The organism is Paenibacillus sp. J45TS6, assembly GCF_018403285.1.
GTDB lineage: Bacteria > Bacillota > Bacilli > Paenibacillales > Paenibacillaceae > Paenibacillus.
Genome location: NZ_BOSJ01000001.1, coordinates 427,038 through 452,228, shown reverse-complemented (window position 1 = coordinate 452,228; position 25,191 = coordinate 427,038). Strand labels below are relative to the sequence as shown.

Below are 25,191 nucleotides of genomic sequence, written 5' to 3'. Positions count from 1 at the left end.
ATGGGGAACACAGGAAAAAGAATAAAACTTCGCACGTTACTTATTGGAGGGATCATCACCCTCTTTTTTCTTGTACTTATTGGGAAAGTATTTTGGATTCAAGTAGTTGATGCGGATACATGGAAAAAGCATGCTTTGGAACTTATCGATCGTACGAAGACGATCTCTGCCAAGCGGGGAACGATTACCGATCGTAATGGAGATATTCTTGCTAAAGATGCCCCTGCTTATACGGTGGCAGTGAATCCAAAACTCATCGCTGAAAAAGAGATTGAAGATGAGGTTGTTAAAGGTCTTCATAATTTGCTTGGCAAAGATGAGGCTGGTCTGCGAAAGGATGTAACTTCAACAACAGATGAAGGTGAGTTACGTGTTCATCGGGAAGTTCGAAGCGAAGGGTACAAGATTAGCCAAGAACTCAAGGACCAAGTCGAAGAATTTAGAGAAAAATTGGACAAAGAGTATGGAGCCAAAGATGCGATTATTCTGACGGAAGAATCCAAACGGTTTTATCCTGAAAATAATCTGGCGTCCCATGTCCTCGGCTACCTGAATAAAGAAGATGACCCCGTCTATGGCCTCGAGCTCTATTATGATGAGAAGTTAAAAGGACAAGATGGAAAAATGGTCTATCAGGCTGACAGGAAAGGGGTGGAGATCAATAATTCAACGGTTGAATATACCCCTGCCGTTAATGGTAAAAATTTAACTCTAACGATTGATGATACGATCCAGTTCTATATAGAAGAAGCCATGAAAAAAGCGGTGGATCAGTATAATCCGATCAGTATGACCGTAATCGCAGCTGATCCAAACACAATGGAAATCTTAGGAATGGCAAATATGCCAAATTATAATCCAAACACGTACTGGGAATCCGAACCGAAGGACTTTTATAATCATGCCATACAGTCCATATACGAGCCTGGATCAACTTTTAAGATTGTTACGCTGGCAGGAGCGGTAGAGGAAAAATTATTCAACCCAAATGCAACCTATGAATCCGGTAGTGTTACGGTGGGAGGTTTCACGATTAGTGACGTAAGCCGTAATTGGGGGACGATAACATATCTCGACGGAGTAAAACGTTCAAGCAACGTCGCGTTTGTTAATCTCGGATATAAGATGCTTGGCGGAGAAAAGCTGCGCAGCTATATTGATAAGTTTGGATTTGGTGTAAAAACAGGCATTGACTTACCTAATGAATCTGCTTCTCCGATCCGTGAGTTGCATTTCGCTTCAGAGATTGCTGCGGCCTCTTATGGTCACGGGCTTGTACAAGTTACCCCGCTTCAGCAGGTAGCAGCCGTTTCTGCTATTGCCAATGGTGGTAAATTAATGGTTCCGCATCTGGTCAAAGAGATAACAGATCCAAATACGGGTGAAGTTGAAAAGATAGAGCCTGAGGTTGTGAGACAAGCTATTTCTGAATCCACTTCAAAAACGGTCAGCGGCTATCTTGAACAGGTGGTTGCTGATCAGGAAAAAGGTTCTGGGCGGTTTGCGTATATTGATGGATATCGTGTGGCAGGTAAGACAGGGACAGCAATCAAAATTGTAAATGGTGACTATGATCATACGAAGGCAGTTGTGTCTTTTATCGGTTTCGCACCTGCAGATAATCCTAAGATAGCGATGATCATCGTAATTGATCAACCGAATGACCCTTCGGTAGGGGGAGGTACAGCGGCAGCTCCTGTATTTAAGGAGATCATGTCAAAGTCCCTTACGTATCTGGGTGTACCAAAAGAAACAGCATCTAAAGATGACACCGATAAATCAAAAGTGGTGAGCAAAAAAGCACCAGATTTGGTTGGGAAATCGGGCAAAGAAGCAAGATCACAGCTTCTTGATCAAGGGATTGCTTATGAAACTCTTGGTAAGGGAAGCGAAGTCGTTAAGCAATATCCAGAGTCGGGTACTGCTTTGCAACCTGGGCAACGAGTGTATTTATTAACAGAAGACAGCGATACGATGGAAGTACCGGATCTGACCGGAGAATCCCTGCGGGATGCCCTGGAAGTACTGACTCTGATCAAAGTAGGAGTGAAAGTCGAAGGTGAAGGTTTCGTATCTGAACAAAAGGTAGAAGTGTCCGGCGAACAACGGACGGTTGTCCTTACGCTAAAATCGGCCAAAGAAACCGTTACTGGAGAAACAGGAGAAGATGTGCTTTCTTCTGAAGAGGCAGAGGATGTAAATAAAACCGAAGCCAGTACTGAAAATGAAGAATCTGCCGAAAAAACAGTAACCGAAATTGCTGATATTAATGAACTGGAAGGCACTACAGCCGAAGAACGCGGCGATAACTAAAGGCTTGTTCTATTCTCTGATTGTCCTGAATATTCATAATGATGAATGATATTGTGAATGAAGGAGACAAGTCGGGGGGAGATGAATATGGCCAAAGTGTCCAGCGTGATGCTTCGTCGCCGTTTACTATGGTGCATGCTGATACTTCTTATTTTATTTACAGCACTGGTCGTACGTTTAGCTTATGTACAATTTGTCAAAGGGCCAGAATTATCGGAGGAAGCGGAGAATTTGTGGCGAAGAGAAATTCCGTACACAGCAAAAAGAGGACAAATCCTTGATCGGAACGGGATTTCTCTTGCTTACAACATTACAACGCCATCCGTAATGGCTATTCCTGTACAGATTAAGGACAAGGAGCAGACTGCTACGGCTTTAGCACCCTTACTAGGTATGACGAAGGAAAAAGTGTTGGGTATTATCTCGAAGAAAGAAAGAATAGTTCAGATCAAGCCCGGGGGCCGCAAAATTACGATGGAGAAAGCACAGCAGATTCGTGATTTAGAGCTTCCGGGCATTGTTGTAGCTGAAGATAATAAACGTTATTATCCTTTTGGGGATCTTGCAGGTCATATTCTTGGGTTTACCGGAATTGATAATCAGGGATTGACCGGTGTTGAAAAAACGTATGATGACAATCTGAACGGAATTGGGGGAGGTATTGCCTATCTCTCTGATGCCGCAGGCAGATTAATGCCGGGATCAAGCGAGACTTATCAAGCTCCTCAAGATGGACTGAACCTCAAACTTACGATTGACCAGCCGATCCAGTCTATTATTGAACGTGAACTGGATCAAGCAATGGTCAAATTCCAAGCAAATTCGGCTCTTGCCATTGCGATGAACCCGAAGACAGGTGAAGTGCTGGGGATGGCTAGTCGTCCTGGTTATGAGCCGGGTAAATATCAGGAATATGATGCTGATATATATAACCGAAACTTACCAGTATGGATGACGTATGAACCGGGTTCTACCTTCAAGATTATTACGCTGGCTGCTGCTCTGGAAGAAAAGAAAGTGGATCTTAAAAATGATCGGTTTTTCGATCCAGGATTTGTTGAAGTCGGCGGAGCTAGACTTCGGTGCTGGAAGAAAGGCGGCCATGGCAGCCAGACCTTCTTACAGGTTGTGGAAAACTCCTGCAATCCAGGATTTGTTGCTCTAGGTCAAAAACTTGGCAAAGAGTCGCTTTTCAAGTATATTAAAAACTTCGGTTTCGGCTCCAAAACAGGCATTGACCTTAGTGGAGAAGCCTCTGGAATTTTATTCAAACTCTCGCAGGTAGGACCTGTAGAGCTTGCTACGACTGCTTTTGGTCAAGGGGTATCTGTTACTCCTATCCAGCAGATTACGGCCGTCTCTGCCGCCATTAACGGCGGGAAACTGTACAAACCATTTGTAGCCAAGTCCTGGGTTGATCCGGTGACAGGTAAAATAGTAGAAGAGACCAAGCCTGAAGTCGTAAGGCAAGTCATATCTGAAGAAACATCGAAGAAGGTACGAGAAGCTCTCGAAAGTGTAGTCGCGAAAGGAACAGGCCGCCCGGCATTTATCGATGGATACCGAGTAGGCGGAAAGACGGGTACGGCGCAGAAGGTAATTAATGGAAGGTATTCGTCGACGGAACATATTGTTTCCTTTATCGGCTTTGCTCCAGCGGATGATCCGCAGATTGTTGTATATACGGCCGTTGATAACCCGAAAGGAATTCAATTTGGCGGCGTTGTTGCCGCGCCGATTGTACAGAACATTCTAGAAGATTCGCTTCATTATTTACAGGTACCGCCTCGGAGTGATCAGATCGCTAAGGAATACAAATATGGCGAAACACCGATCGTTACTGTTCCTGATCTTACGGGAGCGACAGTACAGGACCTCTATGAGGATCTTAATATGAACTTCATGCTGTCGAAATCCGGGTCTGGAAAAACAGTAGTGAGCCAAGCTCCAAAGCCAGGAGCACGGGTGGAACGCGGTTCGACCATTCGAATCTACATGGGCAGTGAACCGGAAGATGCGCATCAGAGCGAAGAGAAAACAAAGGCGGAAAATGAAAAAGAAGAGCCTTAAGGTTTTTACTCATCTATCTATGGACCATACTGGCAAGTAACGGATACAATAGGTAAGGATGACGTCTTATTTCATGGAAAGAAGGAATACATGTGCAGTTAAAACAATTTGCTTCCCTGCTGGCAGTATGTGAACTCTCCGGCAATGGAAACACAGAAATCAAAGGAATTCAAACTGATTCAAGACAAGTTCAAGAAGGGGATATGTTTATATGTCTGCCTGGTCATACCGTAGATGGTCATGATTATGCTGACAAAGCAGTAAGCCTCGGTGCAGTTGCACTTGTCGTGGAGCGTAAACTTGAACTCGATGTACCTCAACTCATCGTAAGCAGCTGTCGATTTGCAATGGCTGTATTCTCGGATTGTTTTTTTGGTCACCCGAGTCAGAAGCTGAATATGATCGGCGTTACAGGTACAAATGGAAAAACAACGACAACTTATCTGATTGAACAAATATTGAATGATGCGGAATCAGAGACTGGCCTTATTGGAACGATTCAAATGCGTTATGCCGGTCAAACGTTCCCGATGTCAGGAACAACACCAGAAGCTCTTGATTTGCAGCGCAGTCTTTATCATATGGTAGAAGCAGGCGTGAAAAATTGCGTCATGGAAGTTTCTTCTCATGCGTTGCAGCAAGGACGCGTAAAAGGAACTGAATTCCGGACTGCGGTGTTTACAAACCTCACTCAGGATCACCTGGATTATCATCACACGATGGAAGAGTACCGAGGTGCGAAATCCTTGCTTTTTGCTAGACTGGGCAATGGATTTGACGATGGCCTTCATAAACGTAAGTATGCGGTTCTTAATGCAGATGATGCAGCATCGGTTTATTTTGCGGATTCTACTTCAGCTGAAGTGATTACATATGGAATCGATGCGAATGCTGACGTGCGGGCTTCTAATATTAAAATTACAGCACGAGGGACTTCCTTCCACGTAGATTCCTTTAAAGGAAGTGTGGATGTAGAGCTTCGTATGGTAGGTAAGTTTAATGTGTATAACGCGCTCGCAGCGATTACAGCAGCTCTGCTTGAAGGGATTGAGCTTAATTCGATCAAGCGTAGCCTTGAAGCCATTCCAGGTGTGGATGGCAGGGTAGAAGCGGTGAACGAAGGTCAGCCATTCGCCGTGATCGTAGACTATGCTCATACACCGGATGGACTTGAGAATGTACTGCGTACAGTTAACGAATTTGCTGAAAAAGAAGTATTCTGTGTCTTTGGATGCGGTGGAGATCGTGATCGCACAAAACGTCCAATCATGGGTCAAATCGCTGCTAAATACAGTGACAGAGTGTTTGTTACTTCTGATAATCCTCGGACAGAAAACCCGGATGCCATTCTTGAAGATATCAAGCAGGGATTGATAGCAGATGGGGTTCCATCCGAAAAATATGAGTTGATTGTTGACCGTAAGTCAGCTATTAAACGTGCTATTGAACTGGCAAGCCCAGGCGATGTAGTATTGATAGCGGGCAAAGGTCACGAGACTTACCAGATTATTGGAACTGTGAAAACAGATTTTGACGATCGGCTCGTGGCGAAAGAAGCGATAAGGGGAATAACAAAGTGATAAAAAGAACGTTAGAACAAATAGCACATATGTGCAGCGGCACCCTTGTAAGAGAAAGTGACCGTGAAACGCTCATTGAAGGAGTATACACGGACTCACGCAAACCATCAGCGGGACAATTATTTGTTCCGCTGACAGGGGAGCATTTTGATGGGCATGAATATGCTTCTAGCTGCCTGGCTTCGGGAGCTGCAGGGACACTGTGGCAAAGAGACCATGGAGATGCACCTGAAGGTGCCGTCATCCTCGTTGATGACACGCTAACGGCACTTCAGGAGATTGCGGCTGCCTATCTCAAAGAGAGCGGTGCTTCTGTAGTTGCGATTACGGGCAGCAATGGTAAAACAACAACGAAAGATATGGTGTACTCCCTTTTATCTACTACCTTTAAGGTACATAAGACACAAGGGAACTTTAACAACCATATTGGTCTGCCTTTAACGATTTTAAGTATGCCGGAAGATGCGGAAATTGCAATTTTGGAAATGGGGATGAGCGGGCGTCAGGAAATTGAACGTCTAACGCAAATTGCTTGTCCAGATGTTGCTGTTATTACGAATATTGGAGAAGCGCATCTATTGCAGCTGGGTTCAAGAGAAGAAATTGCTCGGGCTAAGCTGGAAATTATGGCAGGACTCAAAAATGGCGGACTTCTGATATATAACGGTGATGATCCTTTAGCAGATCGTGTTCTTGCAGAACCTGCGACCAAAAAACCAATGGAATTTAAACGGTTTACTTTTGGTATGAATGCGACAAATGATGATTTCCCTACGGGAATGATGAATCACCCTGAAGGAATGGTATTTACTTCGGTTCGATCCGGGGAAGAAGCATTATCTATTCCTCTGATTGGTGCTCATAACGTGGTGAATGCACTCGCTGCGCTTGCTGTTGCAAGACATTACGGCGTGTCCTACGAAAATATGAAAAAAGGTCTATCCGAGATAAAACTAACGGGGATGCGTATTGAGGTCCTAAAAGGTACGAGTGGGATTACGGTACTTAATGATGCTTATAATGCGAGTCCTACAGCGATGAAAGCTGCGATTGATGCTCTTGCTGGCCTTTCTGGGTATTCTCGCAAAGCGGCAGTACTTGGCGATATGCTTGAGCTTGGACCAAGGCAGGAAGAACTTCATGAAGAGATTGGACAATATTTGACACCTGATAAGCTCGATCTGGTTTTCACATATGGTCCCTTGTCTTCTTACATTGCCAAAGGCGCACGGCAACACATGCCTGCGGAAGCAGTGTTCGCTTTTGAAGATAAGGATGCTTTAATTTCCCACCTTAAGGACAGAATGAGTTCTAAGGATGTAGTGCTTGTAAAAGCATCCCGGGGAATGAAGCTGGAAGATGTGGCGAATGCCTTAATTACGGAACCATTACAGATCTGAAGTTAACTAGAGAGGTGTTTTCATGGATTTTCAATTAATGCTCTTAACAATCGGGGTTTCTTTTATTCTTGCAGTTATTGCAGCCCCTTTGCTTATTCCGCTTTTAAGAAGAATGAAGTTTGGACAGCAGGTCAGGGAGGATGGTCCGAAGAGCCATCTTAAAAAATCAGGGACGCCTACGATGGGCGGAGTCGTCATCGTCTTGGCTTTTACACTTGCATTCCTAAAGTTTGCTCCTGTTAAAAACACCGATTTTTATGTTCTGCTCGTGGCTACTTTAGGGTTTGGTCTCATTGGATTTCTCGATGATTATATTAAAATTGTCGCTAGAAGATCGCTTGGTCTGACAGCAAGGCAAAAACTCATTGGTCAATTGGTTTTTGCAGCAATTATGTCTTTCTTGCTCATTCAAAACGGACATAGTACGGAAATTTCCGTGCCAGGAACGGACTTTGGATTTGATTTTGGCGGCTGGTTCTACTATCCGTTTATCGTCATCATGATGCTTGCTATTAGTAATGCAGTCAACTTTACAGATGGACTTGACGGACTGCTCTCTGGAGTAAGTGCCATCGCCTTTGGTGCATTTGCGATTGTGGCAATGCAAGCAACTTCACTTCCTGCTGCGGTATGTGCTGCTGCAATGATCGGTGCCGTACTTGGTTTTCTAGTATACAATGCGCATCCTGCCAAAGTATTTATGGGAGATACAGGTTCACTGGCCATTGGCGGTGCAATTGGAGCTATTGCCATTGTCACGAAGACGGAACTACTGTTTCTCGTTATCGGCGGTGTTTTCGTTGTGGAAATGTTGTCCGTTGTAATCCAGGTCATTTCTTTTAAAACAAGAGGGAAACGGGTGTTTAAAATGAGCCCGATCCACCATCATTTCGAATTGTCTGGGTGGTCTGAATGGCGTGTTGTTATTACGTTTTGGGCCGTAGGACTGCTGCTTGCAGGACTCGGACTCTTCATCTACAAGGGGTTGTAATTATGAATCATCCGGAGAATTACAAAGGAAAGAACGTCGTGGTCCTTGGCCTTGCCAAGAGCGGCGTTCAAGTTGCTAAAGTGCTCCATCAAGCTGGAGCTCTTGTGACAGTAAATGACCAAAAAGAAAGAGAACAGTGTCCCGAAGCATCCGAATTGGAGGCTTTGGGAATTTCTGTTCTATGCGGAGGTCACCCAGATGACCTTATTCACGAAGAGGTTGCTCTGCTTGTGAAGAATCCGGGCATTCCTTACAAAGTGGCACCGATTCAGCAGGCACTTGAACTTGGCATTGAAGTAGTCACTGAGGTAGAAGTAGCTTATCACTTGTGCAAGGCACCGATCATCGGTATTACCGGCTCAAATGGAAAGACAACAACGACCACTTGGGTGGGCATGATGCTGGATGCTGCCGGCTTATCGCCGATTGTTGCCGGTAACATTGGAACACCTCTTTCAGAGGCGGCTACCGCAGCTACAGAAAAGGATATTATGGTTGTTGAACTGAGTAGTTTTCAGCTAAAAGGGACGACAGACTTCAAACCGGCTATAAGCTGCCTTCTCAATGTATCTGAGACTCACCTCGATTACCACGGAGGAATGGAAGATTACGTAGCTTCAAAAGCAAAACTCTTTCGGAATCAGACGGAAGAAGACAAGGCTGTTCTAAACTGGGATGACCCGGTATGCAGACAGCTTATTCCTTATATCAAAGCAGAATTAATTCCTTTTTCGATGACGGAGACTCTCCAAACCGGTGTTTATGCTGATCCTCCTTACGTAGTAAATGTAGAGGATGATATCAATAGAACCGTTGTCTATCGGGATAAGGAAGGCAAGGTTCATCCGATTATAACTGTGGATCAGATCGCAATTCCAGGACGATTCAATGTAGATAATGCACTTGCATCTTGTGCCATAGCTATTGCTGCTGGAGCTTCACCTGATGTGCTTCATGGACGGCTATCTGCTTTTAGAGGGGTAGAACATCGTCTCGAGTACGTTCTTACCCGTAATGAAACGGCATACTATAACAATTCCAAGGCAACCAATGCCAAAGCGACAACGATGGCACTTACCTCGTTTAAGAAACCGATTGTTCTTATTGCAGGGGGACTTGACCGAGGGTCGGATTATATGGATTTACTTTCTGTTTTTAGTGAAAGAGTAAAAGCTGTCGTTTTGCTGGGTCAAACGAAAGATAAACTGGCGGAAGTTGCGAAACTTGCCGGATTAAAGGAAATAGAGGTTGTCGATAATGAGGTAGATGCCGCTGATACACTAAGAAAGGCTGTTTCGATAGCTGCTTCGTTAGCTGTACCTGGAGATGTGGTTCTATTATCCCCTGCATGCGCAAGTTGGGATATGTATTCTTCCTTTGAAGAGCGTGGACGCATTTTTAAAGAGGCGGTGCATAACCTGTAAGTAGGGGGGTTGGATAAGCCCCTACTACATATGTAAGAGGTGGCCTCCAATGAAACAGACCCGTCCGGCGCCCGATTTTTGGCTGATCATCTGCATTGTATCTTTACTTGCCATCGGTCTTGTAATGGTATACAGTGCGGGTTCCGTCCTCGCTTTCCGTCAATACGGCGACTCTTTCTATTTTGTAAAGAGGCAGTTGTTATTTGCGGGGCTGGGGCTAGCTGCCATGTTTTTCACTGCAAATGTGGATTATCGGATTTGGCGCAATTATGCAAAGTATATCCTTATTTTTTGTTTTATCTTGCTTATTATCGTATTGATTCCTGGAGTCGGCGTTGTTCGCGGCGGAGCGAGAAGTTGGCTCGGAATCAGTTCGTTCGGTATTCAGCCCTCCGAGTTTATGAAGCTCGGGATGATCTTATTTCTGGCCAAATGGCTCAGTAAAGACCCGGCTGCAATTAAAAATTTTACATCGGGATTATTGCCGCCGCTTGCTTTAATGGGAACCGCATTTGGTCTTATTATGCTTCAGCCAGACCTTGGGACCGGCACGGTAATGATGGGAGCTTCTATGCTGATTATTTTTACGGCGGGGGCAAGAATGAAACATTTGCTGTTGCTTGGTTTGGGTGGTTTAGTGGGTTTTGCGGGCCTTATCGCAGCAGCTCCTTATCGTCTAAAGCGGATCACCGCTTTTCTTGATCCTTGGTCAGATCCGCTGGGCTCCGGTTATCAAATTCTCCAATCCCTATACGCGATCGGTCCGGGGGGACTTGGAGGGCTGGGTCTTGGAATGAGCCGACAGAAATATAGTTATGTTCCGGAACCGCAAACGGACTTTATTTTTTCTATTCTAGCGGAAGAACTCGGGTTTATAGGCGGTCTCATCGTACTTATGCTCTTTTTGATGCTGGTATGGAGAGGGATGCGAGTTGCGATGACGATTCCGGATGCTTTTGGAAGTCTGCTTGGGGTAGGTATTGTGGGAATGGTTGCTGTTCAGGTAATCATTAATATTGGAGTTGTTATTGGGCTGATGCCTGTTACGGGGATTACGCTCCCGTTAATCAGTTATGGAGGTTCATCTCTGACGCTGATGCTTACAGCACTAGGAATTTTACTTAATTTATCACGTTATGCGAGGTGACGATATTCATGCGCGTTGTACTAACCGGCGGCGGAACAGGCGGACATATTTATCCGGCTGTTGCTGTCGCAAGACAATTAGAATCAGAAGATAAAACGGCGGAATTTTTATATATCGGAGGTAAAAAGGGGCTGGAAAGCAAACTTGTTCCACAAGAGAACATCCCTTTTAAATCGATTGAAATATCTGGTTTCAAAAGAAAGTTATCTTTTGATAATGTGAAAACGATCCTTCGTTTTCTGGAAGCAGTAAAGGAATCCAGAAAAATGCTGAAGGAATTTAAACCCGATGTAGTTGTGGGTACTGGCGGTTATGTATGTGGTCCTGTTGTGTATGCTGCAGCAAAACTAGGTATCCCAAGCATTATACATGAACAAAATGCGATTCCTGGACTCACCAACAAGTTTTTGAGTCGGTACGTCGATACGGTGGCTGTTAGCTTTGAAGGGGCTGAGAAAGCCTTCTCTTCCGCTAAGAACACCATATATACCGGCAATCCGCGAGCTACTACGGTACAACATGCGAACCCGGAGCGTGGATTTGCTTCGCTTGGTATTCCGAAGGGGAGTAAAGTAGTATTGATTGTAGGCGGCAGCAGAGGAGCTAAAGCGATCAATGATGCAATGATCCAAATGGCGGATCAGCTGAAGAACCTAGGCGAGGTCCATGTGGTATACGTAACAGGGGATGGCTATTATGAATCAACACTTCAGGCAATAAAGGAACGTTTAGGACATATTCCAAGTTATCTGCATGTTCTACCGTACGTGCACAACATGCCTGAGGTGCTGGCAGCTACCTCGTTAATCGTTAACCGGGCCGGCGCTTCTTTTCTTGCGGAGATTACCTCGCTTGGAATTCCTGCTATTCTCATTCCTTCACCGAATGTAACCAATAACCATCAAGAAGCGAATGCAAGAACGCTGGAAAAAGCGGGAGCAGCTCGGATGCTGCTTGAGAAGGACCTTACGGGTATTGCTTTATTCCAGAATATTGAAGATATTATGAAAGATGAGAAGATTCAGCGCTCCATGACGGAAGCTTCAAAGCGTCTGGGAAAACCGGATTCTGCCTCCTTATTAGTAGCTGAAATGAAACGTATTGCGACAAAAAAATAAATGGAATATAAAAGTCTCCATGCAACGTAAAACTGTCCCTAGGCGATTGTCACACACAAGGTACTCCTTACATAAGATACCTTATCAATTGTGACATTCACCTTTTGGACGAAGTAAATGTCCGGGTGTGTCATAAACAATACTATTATCCGCTGAACTGACTTGAGGGGAATTGCAAAGCAGCGCCTAGATTACGCTGATGCGCTTCCTGGAGAGAAACAGCAGAGGACGTTCTACCTTGTGGACGCTTCTCGATCAGGCAATGAAATGGACGGTATAAACCGGGTCGAAGCGATCAAGAACTAGGGTGAACGGGTAAACTCGGAGGTGATACACTTGGACAAATTGGTGATTGAAGGCGGGAAACCCCTATCAGGATCCATACGTATCCATGGAGCTAAAAATGCTGCTTTGCCTATCATGGCAGCAAGTTTACTTGCAGAAGGAAACACGCAGCTCCATAATGTACCTCATTTGCTCGACATTGAGGTGATGTTACACATTTTAGAACGGCTCGGATGTGGTGCAAAACATGACTTAGGAAAAGTAACCATCGACACATCCTTAGTCAGTTCTGCTAGAGTACCGGAAGACTTAATGAGCAAGATGCGCTCCTCCATTTTTTTAATGGGTCCTTTGCTTGCAAGATTTGGAGAGGTGTCCATCTATCAGCCTGGGGGATGTGCGATCGGAGAAAGAAAGATAGATCTGCATTTGAGGGGACTCGAGGCGCTGGGTGCGGTTATTGAGGAGAAAGATTCTCAAATTACCTGCCGTGCTAAAAAACTAATCGGTGCAGATGTACAACTTGATTTTCCAAGTGTCGGGGCCACGGAAAATATTATGATGGCTGCCGCGACAGCCAGAGGGACGACAACGATCACGAATGCAGCAAGAGAACCCGAGATTCAGGATCTTCAAAATTTCCTGAATGCAATGGGAGCGAACATTATCGGGGCGGGCACGAGTACCATTACGATTCACGGAGTCAATCATTTAACCTCTTGTACCTATGAGATTATACCGGACCGGATTGTGGCAGGTACAGTGCTGATTGCAGCTGCTGCAACAAGGGGAAATGTCACTCTTACTCACTGCAATCCTGCACATTTAAATTCTCTTATCCACGTGCTGAAGCGCGCCGGTGTTCAAACGAGTGTATGCAATGATATAATAAACGTAAGCTGTTTGGGGCGACCTAAAGCGGTTGATCGTATTGTTACTTCACCATACCCTTCGTTTCCTACAGATCTTCAATCACAGGTTATGGTGTTACTCAGTTTGGCAGATGGATTTAGTGTGATGAAGGAGACGGTCTTTGAAGCAAGATTTAAGCATGTTGATGAACTGAATGTAATGGGTGCTGATATTTCTGTCGATATGAACGCAGCTTTTATACGTGGTGTCCCACGGCTTTATGGGGCCACAGTAGAAGCAACCGATTTACGCGCCGGTGCTGCGCTTGTTATTGCAGGACTTGCCGCTCAAGGGAGAACCGTCGTTGAACAAGTGCATCATATTGATCGGGGTTATGATCGAATTGAGCAGTTGTTTCAATCACTTGGGGCTTCTGTGGAACGTCAGCCGGTGAGCTTTGTTGCACCGTAATTGTTATCCCCTTGGTCAGTGAGAATAACGATGCTTATATATATTCCAATCAGTATCATTTTAAGCACAAACTTGCCTTGAAAGTCCCCTCTTTTTGAGGGGACAATGAGGCTTTTATGGAGCGGAGATTTATGCCAAAAAATCAATTGCCCGCTCTCAAAAAAGAGAGCATGCCAAAACGTAAAACAAGCCGTAAATTAATCACGATCCTAATCCTTTTATTCATTGCTATACTTGCTGTTATATTTTTCAGATCGCCAGTTAGCAAAATTTCTCAGGTTCAGATTGATGGAAATGTGTTTACTACTAAAGATGAGATTCTAGCAAAGAGCGGTCTTAAAGTGGGTAATCCGTTTTTTAGTGATAATGGCAATGATATAGAGAAGAAGTTGGAAGAAATTGCTTCTGTATCTGAGGCAACAGTGGACAAGCAGTTCCCAGGTACAATCGTAATTCACATTAAAGAATATGATCCAGTAGCTTACGAACTGGCTGCAGACGGACAGCTTCATGCTATTTTATCCAGTGGAGTGAGTGTTACGCTTCCTGATAGCGGAATGGCCGTAGAAAAACCGATCTTGACACATTGGGAGGATGGCAATCCGTTAAAAACAGAGTTGTCTGAGATCCTTAAGAACATACCGAATGAACTCACCACAGATATTTCTGAAATTATGCCATCGCCTACCCCGTCGTTTCCTGATCGAATTAAACTTTACACGAAATCACAGTTTGAAGTGATTACTACGGTTTCCTTGTTAGAAGATAAGGTAAGCTATTTGAATCAAGTGATTGAAACGGAGAAACCAGGGATCATCACCATGCTTGAAGCAGATTCCTATGAACCTTTTATTCCAGACACAGAGGAAGATGAGGAATTAGAGACAGCTGAATGATCTAAATTTATGCAATTATAATGGAAAACAATGGACGTGTGAAGATAGCACTTTCTGATCGTATGAAAAAATGTTACACTTTACACTATATGCATCTTGCTATCATTTCCTTCTTTTTTCTTTGAAATTTGACTAGAATCGTTTGTGACGGTTAAACTCGTGAACAAACTTAGAGACAATTAGGAGACATACCTTATATCAATTGAGTAAAGGCAGTTGATATGTGCTTCTTATCTCCATATGAAGGCACCCAAAAAATTTGTTGAAAAAAGAGGGAAAGCCTTAAACGTGTTGAATATGTAGAGAGTGTTTGTTTAAAAGAACGTATATTAATCGGAGTCAGGAGGTGCCACAGACTTGAGCAACAATGACATCATTGTTAGTTTGGACATCGGTACATCCAAAGTTCGGGCTATTATTGGGGAAATTAATAATGGAACCTTTAATATTATTGGAGTTGGATCTGCCGACTCAGAAGGAATTCGTAAAGGTGCAATTGTAGACATTGACCAGACTGTACAATCGATCCGCAACGCAGTAGATCACGCGGAACGTATGGTTGGTATTCAAATATCCGAAGTTTATGTCGGGATCTCTGGAAATCATATCGGGCTTATGACAAGCCACGGTGTTGTGGCAGTATCAAATGAGGACCGCGAGATCGGTGAAGAAGACATGGAACGGGTGTTGAAAGCAGCAGAAGTCATCGCGATCCCGCCGGAACGTGAGATCATAGATGTTGTGGCAAGGCAGTATGTAGTTGATGGTCTTGAAGGAATTCAGGATCCTCGCGGTATGATCGGTGTTCGTCTTGAAGTTGAAGCGACGATCATTACAGGGGCGAAGACTGCCATACATAACTTGTTGCGCTGCGTTGAGAAATCAGGACTGAAAGTGAAAGATCTGGTGCTCATGTCTCTTGGAGCGGGGCTATTGTCCTTATCCAAAGATGAAAAAGGAATGGGTTCTGTACTGGTTGATATCGGTGCAGGAATGACCACGATTGCCGTGTTTGAGGAAGGCTCCATGGTGGCAACTTCGACACTACCAATCGGTGGTGAGTTTGTTACTAACGATATTGCTTACGGACTGCGAACCTTGACAGAGCAAGCTGAGAAGGTCAAGCTTAAGTATGGCTGTGCTTGGCTTGATGATGCAGCTAGTGATGTAGTATTCAAAGTAACACGTATTGGCAGTAACGTGGATAAAGAATTTACTCAGGAAGATTTGGCAGCGATCATAGAACCTCGTGTGCAAGAAATCTTCCAATTAATTCATCAAGAAGTGAAGCGACTGGGTTATACAGAGCTACCTGGAGGTTATATACTAACAGGCGGTACTGTAGCGATGCCAGGTGTGTTACAGGTTGCTAGACATGAACTTGCTGCTTCAGTTAGAATCGCAGTGCCGGATTATATCGGTGTAAGGGATCCAGGCTATACGAGCGGTGTGGGGATTTTGCATAACGTCATTCGTGGTATCAAAGTAAGACCAGCGAATAATAATCCTGGTGGCGGAAGCAATAACAAAAAACCAACCAATCGAGTTAAGCCGAATCCGGCTCCGGAAGAAGAACAAAAACCGGGGTTTTTCGAACGCTTAAAAAATATGTTCAGTGAATTGATATAGCATGTCTGAATCCATTTCATAGATCCTTGAACGATTCGTTTTCGAGTGATCTTTACGAAATGGTATTGTTCGTCGATATATGAAATGGTCTGGATTCATTTTCGGAACGTGGACGAGCCATCCATGCACACATGAGGGGGAGATGGAAAAGTATGTTGGAATTTGATTTCGATATGGAGAGCTTGGCTCAGATAAAAGTAATAGGTGTCGGTGGCGGCGGAAGTAATGCTGTTAATCGAATGATTGAGAATGGTGTGCAAGGAGTCGAATTCATTACGGTGAATACGGATGCTCAAGCACTTCATTTAGCCCGCTCAGAACATAAACTTCAAATCGGTGATAAGCTCACAAGAGGACTTGGCGCTGGTGCTAATCCAGAAGTAGGTAAAAAGGCTGCAGAAGAGTCTCGTGATCTGATTGCGAATACCTTAAAAGGTGCGGACATGGTGTTCGTTACTGCTGGTATGGGCGGAGGTACAGGAACAGGTGCTGCTCCTGTTATCGCTGAGATCGCTAAAGAGTGCGGAGCGTTAACAGTTGGTGTGGTTACACGTCCATTTACATTCGAAGGACGTAAACGTTACAATCAAGCAGAGCACGGTATTGAAGCTCTCAAAGAAAAAGTAGATACACTGATTGTGATTCCAAATGATCGTTTGCTTGAGATTGTAGACAAAAAGACTCCAATGCTTGAAGCTTTCCGCGAAGCAGATAATGTTCTTCGCCAAGCAGTACAAGGTATCTCTGACTTGATCCAAGTTCCGGGTCTTATCAACCTTGACTTTGCCGATGTAAAAACCATTATGACAGAACGCGGTTCTGCACTTATGGGTATCGGTATGGCTACGGGAGAGAATCGGGCTGCAGAAGCTGCACGCAAAGCAATTATGAGTCCGCTTCTGGAGACTTCGATTGAAGGAGCTCGCGGTGTTATCATGAACATTACAGGTGGTTCTAACCTGTCCTTGTATGAGGTAAATGAAGCAGCCGAGATTGTTACTTCTGCTTCCGATCTGGAAGTGAATATGATCTTTGGTGCGATCATTGACGAGAACCTGAAAGAGGAAATCAAAGTTACGGTTATCGCGACAGGATTCGAGAGTAAGCCAGATCCTATCCCGCAGTCTACTCGCAAACCGGTTCAATCTACTGAACCGCAAGAGAGCCGTCCATCAAACAACAACCTGAAACCGTTCAGTAATGGGCCGGGTTCGGATCAACTTGATATTCCGACTTTCTTACGTAATCGCTCAAGAAATAATGGCAGCAATCATAACGAATAATCGTCTTTTTATGCATAACGAACTGCAGTCCATTGGACTGCTGGCAGACTGTAGACAAACTAGCCTAAACCTAGTTTGTCTACAGTCTTTTTTATTTTCTTTTTACGACAAAAATAGTACAAATCACTTCCCACGTTTAGACAGACTTTGAGATATCTTCTCCTTATACTGAATGTATTCATGATTTATGTAAGGCAGGTGAGAGGACCTGGTTGTATATATCGACTTGATTTTTCTAACGAACCTGCTTATTGACTGGGTGCTGCTGTTCCTTACCGCTTGGATGCAGAAGAAAAAGCCAAAATGGTGGAGAATGATCATTTCTTCGATCATCGGGGCTTTGTATGTAGTAATGATGTTTGTTCCGGAACTTACTTTTTTGTACACGTTCTTAATTAAATTCACATTATCCCTGTTTATGATCTGGACCGCATTTGGATTTCATAGTTTACAAGCATTTACAAAAACAATAGGGACGTTTTATGTAGTTAATTTTGTGGCAGCGGGCGGCGTGCTTGGCGTTCATTATATGCTGCAGAGTTCAGCTGATTTATTTAATGGTATTTTATTTACGACGACAGGCGGAGTCTCTTTTGAACTCCAGGTTGGCTTTTGGTTTGTATTTATTACTTTTTTTGCGGTTCTGCTTGTTTTTAAAGGAGTGCAGTCAAGCAAAAGAAAGACGGAACAGATGTCTGTTTTTTTCGGAGACATTATTGTTGAGATAGGAGGAGTGGAAGTAACTTGTACGGGGCTTGTGGATACAGGGAATCAGCTTACGGATCCACTCACACGGACACCGGTTACCGTGATGGAAGCTTCGTTGTGGGAATCCCATCTACCCCCTTCTTGGAAAGGAAGAATCTCAGAAGTTTCGGCAGACACGTTAATTATGGAGCTCGAAGAGGAGTTCATCTGGCAGGATCGTCTCAGGCTTATACCTTACCGGGGAATTAATAAAGGAACATCGTTTATGCTTGCACTTAAACCAGACTCGGTAAAAGTAATGATGAACGGGACTTGCTATACACCAAGACGTACCTTGATTGGACTCGATGGAGGGAAGTTATCCTCGGAAGGGAAGTATCAGGCCATCATTCACCCGGAATATGTGCAAGAACCTGCTGTAGTCAAAACAACGGCCGGTCAAACAGAAAAGCCGCTGAACGTGGTATAGGAGGAAGTGTACATGCTCGTCAAATGGAAACTTGCCGTACAGCTGCAATATTACAGATTTTTATTTTTGTTTGGGCTAAAAAGCGAAGAGATTTATTATATTGGTGGAAGTGAAGCACTGCCCCCGCCGCTGACAAGGGAAGAGGAAGAATTTTTACTGCAAAAATTGCAGACAGGCGACCCTGCGATCCGGGCGATGCTGATTGAAAGAAACATCCGGCTTGTCGTATACATTGCTCGCAAATTTGAGAATACCGGCATTAACATTGAAGATTTAATCTCTATTGGGGCAATTGGACTAATCAAGGCAGTGAACACATTTGACCCAGAGAAAAAAATTAAGCTGGCGACCTATGCTTCCCGGTGTATTGAGAATGAAATATTGATGTACTTGCGGCGTAACAGTAAGATCCGGTCAGAAGTGTCTTTTGATGAGCCGCTGAATATCGACTGGGATGGAAATGAGCTGCTGCTTTCCGATGTACTGGGTACCGAGAATGATACGATTTACCGAAATATTGAAGAGCAGGTAGATCGAAAACTGTTGCACAAAGCATTAGACAAGCTGACAGATCGAGAGCGCATGATCATGGAACTAAGGTTCGGACTTCAAGACGGGGAAGAAAAAACACAAAAAGATGTTGCGGACATGCTGGGCATTTCCCAGTCTTATATTTCTCGGCTCGAAAAAAGAATCATTAAGCGGCTGCGTAAGGAATTCAATAAAATGGTGTAAAATCAAGTCTTGGTTATAACTGGTAAGGTTTTATTTTTGGAATAAAAACACCGCTCAGGGAGATAATGTACATTAATGTTTCTCCTTGGGAGGTAAATCACGATGACTCGTAATAAAGTCGAGATTTGTGGCGTGGATACCGCGAAACTGCCGGTCCTAACCAACGTAGAGATGCGTGAGTTATTTACAAATCTACAGCAAAATAATGAGCGCTCAGCTAGAGAGAAATTGGTGAATGGCAATCTGCGATTAGTACTCAGTGTCATTCAACGTTTCAATAACCGGGGAGAATTCGTTGACGATTTGTTTCAGGTCGGTTGTATTGGCTTGATGAAAGCCATCGACAACTTTGATTTGTCTCAAAATGTAAAATTCTCCACGTATGCGGTACCGATGATTATCGGTGAGATTCGCAGATACCTTCGTGATAACAATCCGATTCGTGTATCAAGATCTCTGAGAGACATCGCATACAAAGCACTGCAAGTCAGGGATGCACTAACCAATCTCAATTCGAGGGAACCTACTGTTTCCGAGATATCTGAGGTGCTGGGTGTGCCCAAAGAAGATGTCGTGTTTGCGCTAGATGCGATTCAAGATCCGGTATCCTTGTTCGAACCGATCTACCATGACGGTGGTGATCCGATCTATGTAATGGATCAGATCAGTGACGACAGGAATAAGGATGTGACCTGGATTGAAGAAATTGCTCTTAGAGAAGCGATGCTCAGGCTGGGTCAGCGGGAAAAAATGATATTGTCTATGCGCTTCTTTGAAGGAAAAACGCAAATGGAAGTAGCAGATGAGATCGGTATTTCTCAGGCTCAAGTGTCTCGTCTTGAAAAGTCAGCGATCCAGCAAATGCAGAAACATGTGAAGACGTAGGGTTTTTGCAGTACAAAGAAAATGCAATGTATTTAGTTAAATTGCATACTGAACTAAATTCCTAAACCTTTATTTTTGCCTTAGGCAGAAATAAAGGTTTTATCTTTTTGTACAAGAGTTTTTAAAGCATGTTGCAACGATCTTAAAAATAAGTACATTTTGGGCGAATGAATCATATAGTAAATTATAAGCACATAAAGCGGGATGTGATAAGGGATGAGTTCAGGAGATTTAACGGTAAGAGCGATGAAAATTTCGGATTTTCAAACCAAAGACGTGATTAATATTATCGATGGAAAAAGGCTTGGCCAGATTAGTGATCTGGAACTTGACCTTAGGAATGGGCGAATTGATGCGATTGTTGTCCCGAGTTACAGCCGTTTTATGGGGTTATTCGGCGGTGGAGCAGACCTAATCATCCCATGGCGTAATATTGTCAAAATCGGTTCAGATGTGGTGCTTGTTAAGATGGATGAGATCAAGGAGCATCCGGGCGATGGAGAGCAGCCAAGCTCAGAACGATGGGAACGAAGCCGGGAGGAGCAGCGGCGCGGGTTTTGAAAAAAGAGTGGAAAAAGGCAGAGTCTTTCTTCTAAGCGAAGGTGGATGAGCAATTTAGCTGTATTTTTGTTACACTGTAAAAAAAGATGAGGTGAATTTTACTTTCATGGAACCGTTTGTATTCAAAAAGACAGCATCCCTCGATTCTCCCAGCTTGAATCATTCTGCTGCTGGGAGCCCGGGATTGTTTGAAATAGAACCTTGGAAAAGCTATGAGGCAGATATAGGACTCAAAGTTGGTTATACGAGCCGTTTGGGCGGAGTGGGGAAAGCGCCTTACAGCAGTTTGAATTGTGCTTTTCATGTGGGGGATGATCCGCAGGATGTTATCGAGAACCGAACGCGGATCGCTAAAGAAATCGGTATGAAGCCAGAATCATGGACTTGCGGGGAGCAAGTGCACAAGAATGAGGTTGCGATTGTAACCGAGCGAGATAAGGGCAGAGGTTTTCTAGATCGCGAATCGGCTTTTCAGGAAACGGACGGACTACTTACTAACGTAAGAGGTATTCTGTTAACTTCCTTTTATGCCGATTGTGTACCTTTGTATTTCTTCGATCCGGTGAAAGAAGTTGTAGGACTTGCTCATGCGGGCTGGAAAGGCACCGTTGCCGGGATTGCGGAGCGAATGATTACACGAATGGAAGAGGATTATGGGTGTAATCGTCATGACATTAGAACCGCAATTGGCCCGTCTATAGGCAGCTGCTGTTATGAGGTAGACGACTATGTGATGAATAAGGTGAAGGTTTGGTATGAGGTTTCAGAGGGTAATGACAAACATAAAGGTTGTACTTATGAAGCTTGCCATAAACCGATTTCAGATGGAAAAAGTATGCTTGACTTGAAAGAAGTGAATCGACACATTATGATAAAAGCAGGAATATTGCCGGAACATATCGAAATTACTTCATGGTGTACAAGCTGCCATCCTGAATTGTTCTTCAGTTATCGTAAGGAAAACGGGATTACGGGTCGTATGGCAAGCTGGATCGGATTGGAAGAGAGGTGACCTCCTTGCAACTGGAGGAGAGAATTCAGCATGTTGATGAGTGTATAACGGCCGCATGTAAACGAAGCGGACGAAATAGAGAAGAGGTCGGTGTAATTGCCGTTACAAAATATGTATCGACTGCGATGACCAGTAAAGTGCTGGATCACGGACTTATACATATTGGTGAGAATCGCTGGCAGAACGCTGAAGACAAATGGAATGCACTGCACGATAGAGGTATATGGCATTTCATAGGACATTTGCAGACCAATAAGGTTAAAGATGTTATTGGCAAATTCGCATACATTCATTCACTTGATCGTCTTTCTCTTGCAAAAGAGATTGAGAAAAAGGCAGGTCTGAGTGATCTGCAAGTAGAGTGCATGCTTCAGGTGAATATATCTGGAGAAGAATCAAAATATGGTCTTGAGCCGGAAGAAGTCGTACCTTTACTCAAGCAAATTCGTGAATTTCCTCATGTTCATATTACCGGATTAATGACAATGGCTCCTTTTGAGGAAGATGCAGAACGTACTCGCCCTGTATTTCGCGGACTTCGTGAACTAAGGGATGATTTGAACAGACAAGCTTTAACGAATCAGCCGCTGACCCATTTGTCGATGGGAATGTCGAATGATTATGAAGTTGCTGTTGAAGAAGGGGCTACCTGGGTAAGGCTGGGAAGTGTTCTTGTAGGAAAAGAGGAGGACTAAGGAGATGAGTGTAATGAATAAATTCATGAATTTTTTTGGGTTGCAGGAAGAAGAAGAGATTATTGAGCGAGAACAAGTAAATAATACACGTAATGATGAACAGGAACAAGAAGTTGAAACCCCGAACTTCGATAAACGTAGAAATCAGAAGGGAAATAATGTGGTGAGTATCCATTCCCAAAAAAATGTAAAAGTTGTTCTCTACGAACCACGCAGTTATGATGAAGCTCAAGAGATTGCGGATCATATCCGTGCTCATCGCACCGTTGTGATCAATCTTCAGCGTGTCCGCAAAGATCAAGCTCTGCGGATTATCGATTTCTTAAGCGGAACGGTATATGCACTGGGTGGGGGCATTTCCAAAATAGGCGGGAATATTTTCTTGTGCACACCAGATACGGTGGAGATTCAAGGAACAATCGCGGAGATTTTGGCTGAAAGTGAGAGCGACGCAGATTACGGCAGAATGAGGTGAATTGTTTTTGGAGATTGTAGTTCAAGCAATCACAGCTATAGTAGATATTTACTACTGGCTGATTCTTATTTATATCTTAATGTCTTGGTTGCCTAATGCACGTGAGAGTAAATTTGGAGAAATAATAGGCAAATTTGTAGAGCCATATCTTGCGCCGTTCCGGCGTTTTATACCGCCAATCTTCGGTATGATTGATATCTCTCCAATCATTGCGCTTTTTGCTCTGCGTTATGCAGCAATGGGACTCATTGCTATTCTAAGCAGTATATTGACGTAGATTATACGAATGCCTTTAGGTAAGTATGATATGCAAAGCAGGGTGATCTTGAAATGAAAACAGAAGTTTACGATCATTTTCACCCCGATGAACGGGATTTTGTAGACAAAGCCTGGGAGTGGGTCGAACGTGCGGGACAGTTTCATGAGATGAAACTGACGGACTTTCTCGATCCTCGCCAGGCTTATATTTTGGAATCACTTATGAATCGCCGAAACGATGTGCAGATACATCTGGATGGGGGTTCAGAAACGGCTGAACGTAAACGTGCACTGGTAGCACCGGATTATGCTTATTTAGAAGAGGAGAGCATGGAGCTAGCTGTGCTGGCGATTACTTCAGCAGACCAAAAATTACTACAGCTCGAACACGGGGATTATATGGGTGCACTCTTGAGTCTTGGCCTGAAAAGAGGTAAGATTGGAGACATTCATGTGCTTGATGATGGTTGCCATACGGTAGTTGCCAAAGAAGTTGCAGATTATTTATCGATACATCTGCATCAGGTTCACCGTGTGAATGTATTTACAGATATTCTGCCGGTCGATCAGCTTCGGACGAGTGATGTATCACTTCAGATGATGGATCTGACGGTAGCTTCTTTGCGTCTCGACGGGATCGCAAGTGATGTGTACAGGCTTAGCCGCAGCAAAATTCTTACACCCATTAAGGCAGGTCGCTGTAAAGTGAACTTCCGAGTAACAGAAGATCCGTCGAAAGCTCTTCGGGCAGGAGACGTAGTATCTGTTCAAGGGTTAGGACGTTTTAAAGTTGTGGAAATAGATGGGGTTACTAAAAAAGGACGTTATCGTGTCAAAGTCGGTAAATTTGTCTAAGTATGTTGCAGGAATTCTGCTCTTCTTGTCGAAAAGTATAGGTCTAGGCATTATGACAACGTATGAAGTTGCCGATATAAACTACATGTTGATATACAGGTGGTGAATATTACATTATTCCGTAAGTCTTCTGCTCCCTATGGTGGCAGAAGGTTCACCATTATTTTTTTGTTTCATAAATCTCCTTTTTCGGAGGTTAATTTTATAGGAGGTGGACAGTATGCCGCTTACACCGCTGGACATACATAATAAAGAGTTCTCTCGCAGAATTCGTGGGTATGATGAGGATGAGGTTAACGAATTCCTGGATCAAGTCATCAAAGATTATGAGGCTGTGATCCGCGAGAATAAGGAACTTAATAACCAGCTGCTGTCCGTGCAGGAGAAGCTGGATCATTTCTCAAACATTGAGGAGACGCTGAGTAAGACCATTATCGTTGCTCAAGAAGCTGCAGATGAAGTGAAGAATAATTCGAAGAAAGAAGCGCAGCTGATCGTGAAGGAAGCGGAGAAGAATGCAGACCGCATCATAAACGAAGCTTTGTCGAAGTCACGCAAGATTTCGATGGAAGTAGAAGAGCTGAAGAAACAGGCTTCGATCTATCGAGCGCGTTTCCGTACGCTTGTGGAAGCTCAGCTTGAATTATTGACACAGGATGGATGGGAAGCGTTGGAGAACCGAGAATTTGAGCTTCGTGAGCATGAACGTGAAATGAAAGAAATTTATTAATATTTCATTGATTTGGATATGATAAAGATATGAGCGGATCATGAACTATTTGCAGGCTATTGATCAGGTTGACTTTTTTTATAAAAGAGGCTATAAATATTCTTATATGAATTTCATATTTTATTTTTGATGATGGGAATCAGTACGTTGTGAAGATTGTTCACAGAGAGTTGGCGGTTGGTGCAAGCCAATGAACAGGTCATGACCGAATATCCTCCCGGAGAAGTGAAGCCGAAAGGATCTGCATATTACGATGGTACTTGCGGATACGAATAAGCTGATACCGTAAGCCGAACGTTATATCGGCTCCTTATGGAAGTTTCATAAGGATTAGAGAGCTGTCTCTATG

The 25,191-nt window shown here is 43.8% G+C and carries 23 protein-coding genes and 1 other annotated feature (1 of these 24 cut by a window edge); all 23 genes read left to right on the top strand.

The annotated features are described in order from the left end of the window. The 23 genes from KJS58_RS02220 (at position 1) to KJS58_RS02110 (ending at position 24,842) form a co-directional block, all read left to right on the top strand. On the top strand, positions 1 to 2,313 hold the full coding sequence (locus KJS58_RS02220; protein WP_213530029.1) for a penicillin-binding transpeptidase domain-containing protein: 2,313 nt from the start codon (positions 1 to 3) through the stop codon (positions 2,311 to 2,313). Positions 2,314 to 2,400: 87 nt separating this feature from the next. Continuing rightward, positions 2,401 to 4,383, top strand: coding sequence for a stage V sporulation protein D (locus KJS58_RS02215; protein WP_213530027.1), 1,983 nt, complete (start codon positions 2,401 to 2,403; stop codon positions 4,381 to 4,383). A gap of 92 nt (positions 4,384 to 4,475) precedes the next feature. Continuing rightward, positions 4,476 to 5,963 (top strand): UDP-N-acetylmuramoyl-L-alanyl-D-glutamate--2,6-diaminopimelate ligase, encoded by a 1,488-nt coding sequence (locus tag KJS58_RS02210; RefSeq protein WP_213530026.1) that lies wholly within the window; start codon positions 4,476 to 4,478, stop codon positions 5,961 to 5,963. Further along, entirely contained in the window at positions 5,963 to 7,363 is a 1,401-nt protein-coding gene (locus KJS58_RS02205; protein WP_283771235.1) for a UDP-N-acetylmuramoyl-tripeptide--D-alanyl-D-alanine ligase, read from the top strand. Before KJS58_RS02210 ends, KJS58_RS02205 begins: the two co-directional genes overlap by 1 nt. A 22-nt stretch (positions 7,364 to 7,385) precedes the next feature. Continuing rightward, positions 7,386 to 8,354 carry a phospho-N-acetylmuramoyl-pentapeptide-transferase gene (mraY, locus tag KJS58_RS02200; RefSeq protein WP_160034213.1) on the top strand — a complete coding sequence of 323 codons (969 nt, stop codon included), beginning with the start codon at positions 7,386 to 7,388 and terminating at the stop codon, positions 8,352 to 8,354. A 2-nt stretch (positions 8,355 to 8,356) separates the two neighbouring features. Then, positions 8,357 to 9,778: a UDP-N-acetylmuramoyl-L-alanine--D-glutamate ligase gene (gene murD, locus KJS58_RS02195; protein ID WP_213530022.1), complete on the top strand. Its 1,422-nt coding sequence runs from the start codon at positions 8,357 to 8,359 to the stop codon at positions 9,776 to 9,778. Positions 9,779 to 9,827: 49 nt separating this feature from the next. Beyond that, complete coding sequence (gene spoVE, locus KJS58_RS02190) at positions 9,828 to 10,925, top strand: stage V sporulation protein E (protein ID WP_213530020.1); 1,098 nt, start codon at positions 9,828 to 9,830, stop codon at positions 10,923 to 10,925. A gap of 8 nt (positions 10,926 to 10,933) precedes the next feature. Further along, on the top strand, positions 10,934 to 12,043 hold the full coding sequence (murG, locus tag KJS58_RS02185) for an undecaprenyldiphospho-muramoylpentapeptide beta-N-acetylglucosaminyltransferase (RefSeq protein WP_213530018.1): 1,110 nt from the start codon (positions 10,934 to 10,936) through the stop codon (positions 12,041 to 12,043). Between the two features lie 162 nt (positions 12,044 to 12,205). After that, positions 12,206 to 12,349: a hypothetical protein gene (locus KJS58_RS02180; protein WP_213530016.1), complete on the top strand. Its 144-nt coding sequence runs from the start codon at positions 12,206 to 12,208 to the stop codon at positions 12,347 to 12,349. 30 nt (positions 12,350 to 12,379) lie between these two features. Beyond that, on the top strand, positions 12,380 to 13,651 hold the full coding sequence (gene murA, locus KJS58_RS02175; RefSeq protein ID WP_213530014.1) for a UDP-N-acetylglucosamine 1-carboxyvinyltransferase: 1,272 nt from the start codon (positions 12,380 to 12,382) through the stop codon (positions 13,649 to 13,651). 131 nt (positions 13,652 to 13,782) lie between these two features. Further along, entirely contained in the window at positions 13,783 to 14,547 is a 765-nt protein-coding gene (locus KJS58_RS02170) for a cell division protein FtsQ/DivIB (RefSeq protein ID WP_213530012.1), read from the top strand. Between the two features lie 357 nt (positions 14,548 to 14,904). Further along, positions 14,905 to 16,176: a cell division protein FtsA gene (gene ftsA, locus KJS58_RS02165; protein WP_213530010.1), complete on the top strand. Its 1,272-nt coding sequence runs from the start codon at positions 14,905 to 14,907 to the stop codon at positions 16,174 to 16,176. A gap of 152 nt (positions 16,177 to 16,328) precedes the next feature. Next, on the top strand, positions 16,329 to 17,459 hold the full coding sequence (ftsZ, locus tag KJS58_RS02160; protein WP_213530008.1) for a cell division protein FtsZ: 1,131 nt from the start codon (positions 16,329 to 16,331) through the stop codon (positions 17,457 to 17,459). 208 nt (positions 17,460 to 17,667) lie between these two features. Continuing rightward, on the top strand, positions 17,668 to 18,636 hold the full coding sequence (gene spoIIGA, locus KJS58_RS02155; RefSeq protein ID WP_213530276.1) for a sigma-E processing peptidase SpoIIGA: 969 nt from the start codon (positions 17,668 to 17,670) through the stop codon (positions 18,634 to 18,636). A gap of 12 nt (positions 18,637 to 18,648) precedes the next feature. Beyond that, positions 18,649 to 19,371, top strand: coding sequence for an RNA polymerase sporulation sigma factor SigE (sigE, locus tag KJS58_RS02150; protein ID WP_160034229.1), 723 nt, complete (start codon positions 18,649 to 18,651; stop codon positions 19,369 to 19,371). Between the two features lie 102 nt (positions 19,372 to 19,473). Beyond that, the gene (sigG, locus tag KJS58_RS02145; protein ID WP_160034231.1) at positions 19,474 to 20,256 is read left to right on the top strand and encodes an RNA polymerase sporulation sigma factor SigG; all 783 of its coding nucleotides are present in this window, start codon (positions 19,474 to 19,476) and stop codon (positions 20,254 to 20,256) included. A 216-nt stretch (positions 20,257 to 20,472) separates the two neighbouring features. Continuing rightward, on the top strand, positions 20,473 to 20,817 hold the full coding sequence (locus KJS58_RS02140) for a YlmC/YmxH family sporulation protein (RefSeq protein WP_213530006.1): 345 nt from the start codon (positions 20,473 to 20,475) through the stop codon (positions 20,815 to 20,817). Between the two features lie 106 nt (positions 20,818 to 20,923). Then, positions 20,924 to 21,829, top strand: a complete 906-nt coding sequence (gene pgeF, locus KJS58_RS02135) for a peptidoglycan editing factor PgeF (protein ID WP_213530004.1) — start codon at positions 20,924 to 20,926, stop codon at positions 21,827 to 21,829. 5 nt (positions 21,830 to 21,834) lie between these two features. Next, positions 21,835 to 22,524 carry a YggS family pyridoxal phosphate-dependent enzyme gene (locus KJS58_RS02130; RefSeq protein ID WP_213530002.1) on the top strand — a complete coding sequence of 230 codons (690 nt, stop codon included), beginning with the start codon at positions 21,835 to 21,837 and terminating at the stop codon, positions 22,522 to 22,524. Positions 22,525 to 22,528: 4 nt separating this feature from the next. Continuing rightward, complete coding sequence (locus tag KJS58_RS02125) at positions 22,529 to 22,999, top strand: cell division protein SepF (RefSeq protein WP_213530000.1); 471 nt, start codon at positions 22,529 to 22,531, stop codon at positions 22,997 to 22,999. Position 23,000: 1 nt separating this feature from the next. Further along, the gene (locus KJS58_RS02120; protein ID WP_213529999.1) at positions 23,001 to 23,276 is read left to right on the top strand and encodes a YggT family protein; all 276 of its coding nucleotides are present in this window, start codon (positions 23,001 to 23,003) and stop codon (positions 23,274 to 23,276) included. A 53-nt stretch (positions 23,277 to 23,329) separates the two neighbouring features. Next, entirely contained in the window at positions 23,330 to 24,112 is a 783-nt protein-coding gene (locus tag KJS58_RS02115; protein ID WP_213529997.1) for a YlmH family RNA-binding protein, read from the top strand. 220 nt (positions 24,113 to 24,332) lie between these two features. Beyond that, a complete protein-coding gene (locus tag KJS58_RS02110) occupies positions 24,333 to 24,842 on the top strand; it encodes a DivIVA domain-containing protein (RefSeq protein ID WP_213529995.1) in 510 nt (169 codons plus the stop codon). A 120-nt stretch (positions 24,843 to 24,962) separates the two neighbouring features. Then, positions 24,963 to 25,191: a binding site (T-box leader), on the top strand; it runs 87 nt beyond the window's last position.

Coding starts and splice junctions, on each gene's coding strand:
- KJS58_RS02110 (WP_213529995.1), top strand. CDS start 24,333: ATGCCGCTTACACCGCTGGACATACATAATAAAGAGTTCTCTCGCAGA.
- sigE (WP_160034229.1), top strand. CDS start 18,649: ATGCTCGTCAAATGGAAACTTGCCGTACAGCTGCAATATTACAGATTT.
- spoVE (WP_213530020.1), top strand. CDS start 9,828: ATGAAACAGACCCGTCCGGCGCCCGATTTTTGGCTGATCATCTGCATT.
- ftsZ (WP_213530008.1), top strand. CDS start 16,329: ATGTTGGAATTTGATTTCGATATGGAGAGCTTGGCTCAGATAAAAGTA.
- mraY (WP_160034213.1), top strand. CDS start 7,386: ATGGATTTTCAATTAATGCTCTTAACAATCGGGGTTTCTTTTATTCTT.
- sigG (WP_160034231.1), top strand. CDS start 19,474: ATGACTCGTAATAAAGTCGAGATTTGTGGCGTGGATACCGCGAAACTG.
- pgeF (WP_213530004.1), top strand. CDS start 20,924: ATGGAACCGTTTGTATTCAAAAAGACAGCATCCCTCGATTCTCCCAGC.
- murG (WP_213530018.1), top strand. CDS start 10,934: ATGCGCGTTGTACTAACCGGCGGCGGAACAGGCGGACATATTTATCCG.
- KJS58_RS02215 (WP_213530027.1), top strand. CDS start 2,401: ATGGCCAAAGTGTCCAGCGTGATGCTTCGTCGCCGTTTACTATGGTGC.
- KJS58_RS02140 (WP_213530006.1), top strand. CDS start 20,473: ATGAGTTCAGGAGATTTAACGGTAAGAGCGATGAAAATTTCGGATTTT.
- murD (WP_213530022.1), top strand. CDS start 8,357: ATGAATCATCCGGAGAATTACAAAGGAAAGAACGTCGTGGTCCTTGGC.
- KJS58_RS02220 (WP_213530029.1), top strand. CDS start 1: ATGGGGAACACAGGAAAAAGAATAAAACTTCGCACGTTACTTATTGGA.
- KJS58_RS02125 (WP_213530000.1), top strand. CDS start 22,529: ATGAGTGTAATGAATAAATTCATGAATTTTTTTGGGTTGCAGGAAGAA.
- KJS58_RS02115 (WP_213529997.1), top strand. CDS start 23,330: ATGAAAACAGAAGTTTACGATCATTTTCACCCCGATGAACGGGATTTT.
- KJS58_RS02170 (WP_213530012.1), top strand. CDS start 13,783: ATGCCAAAAAATCAATTGCCCGCTCTCAAAAAAGAGAGCATGCCAAAA.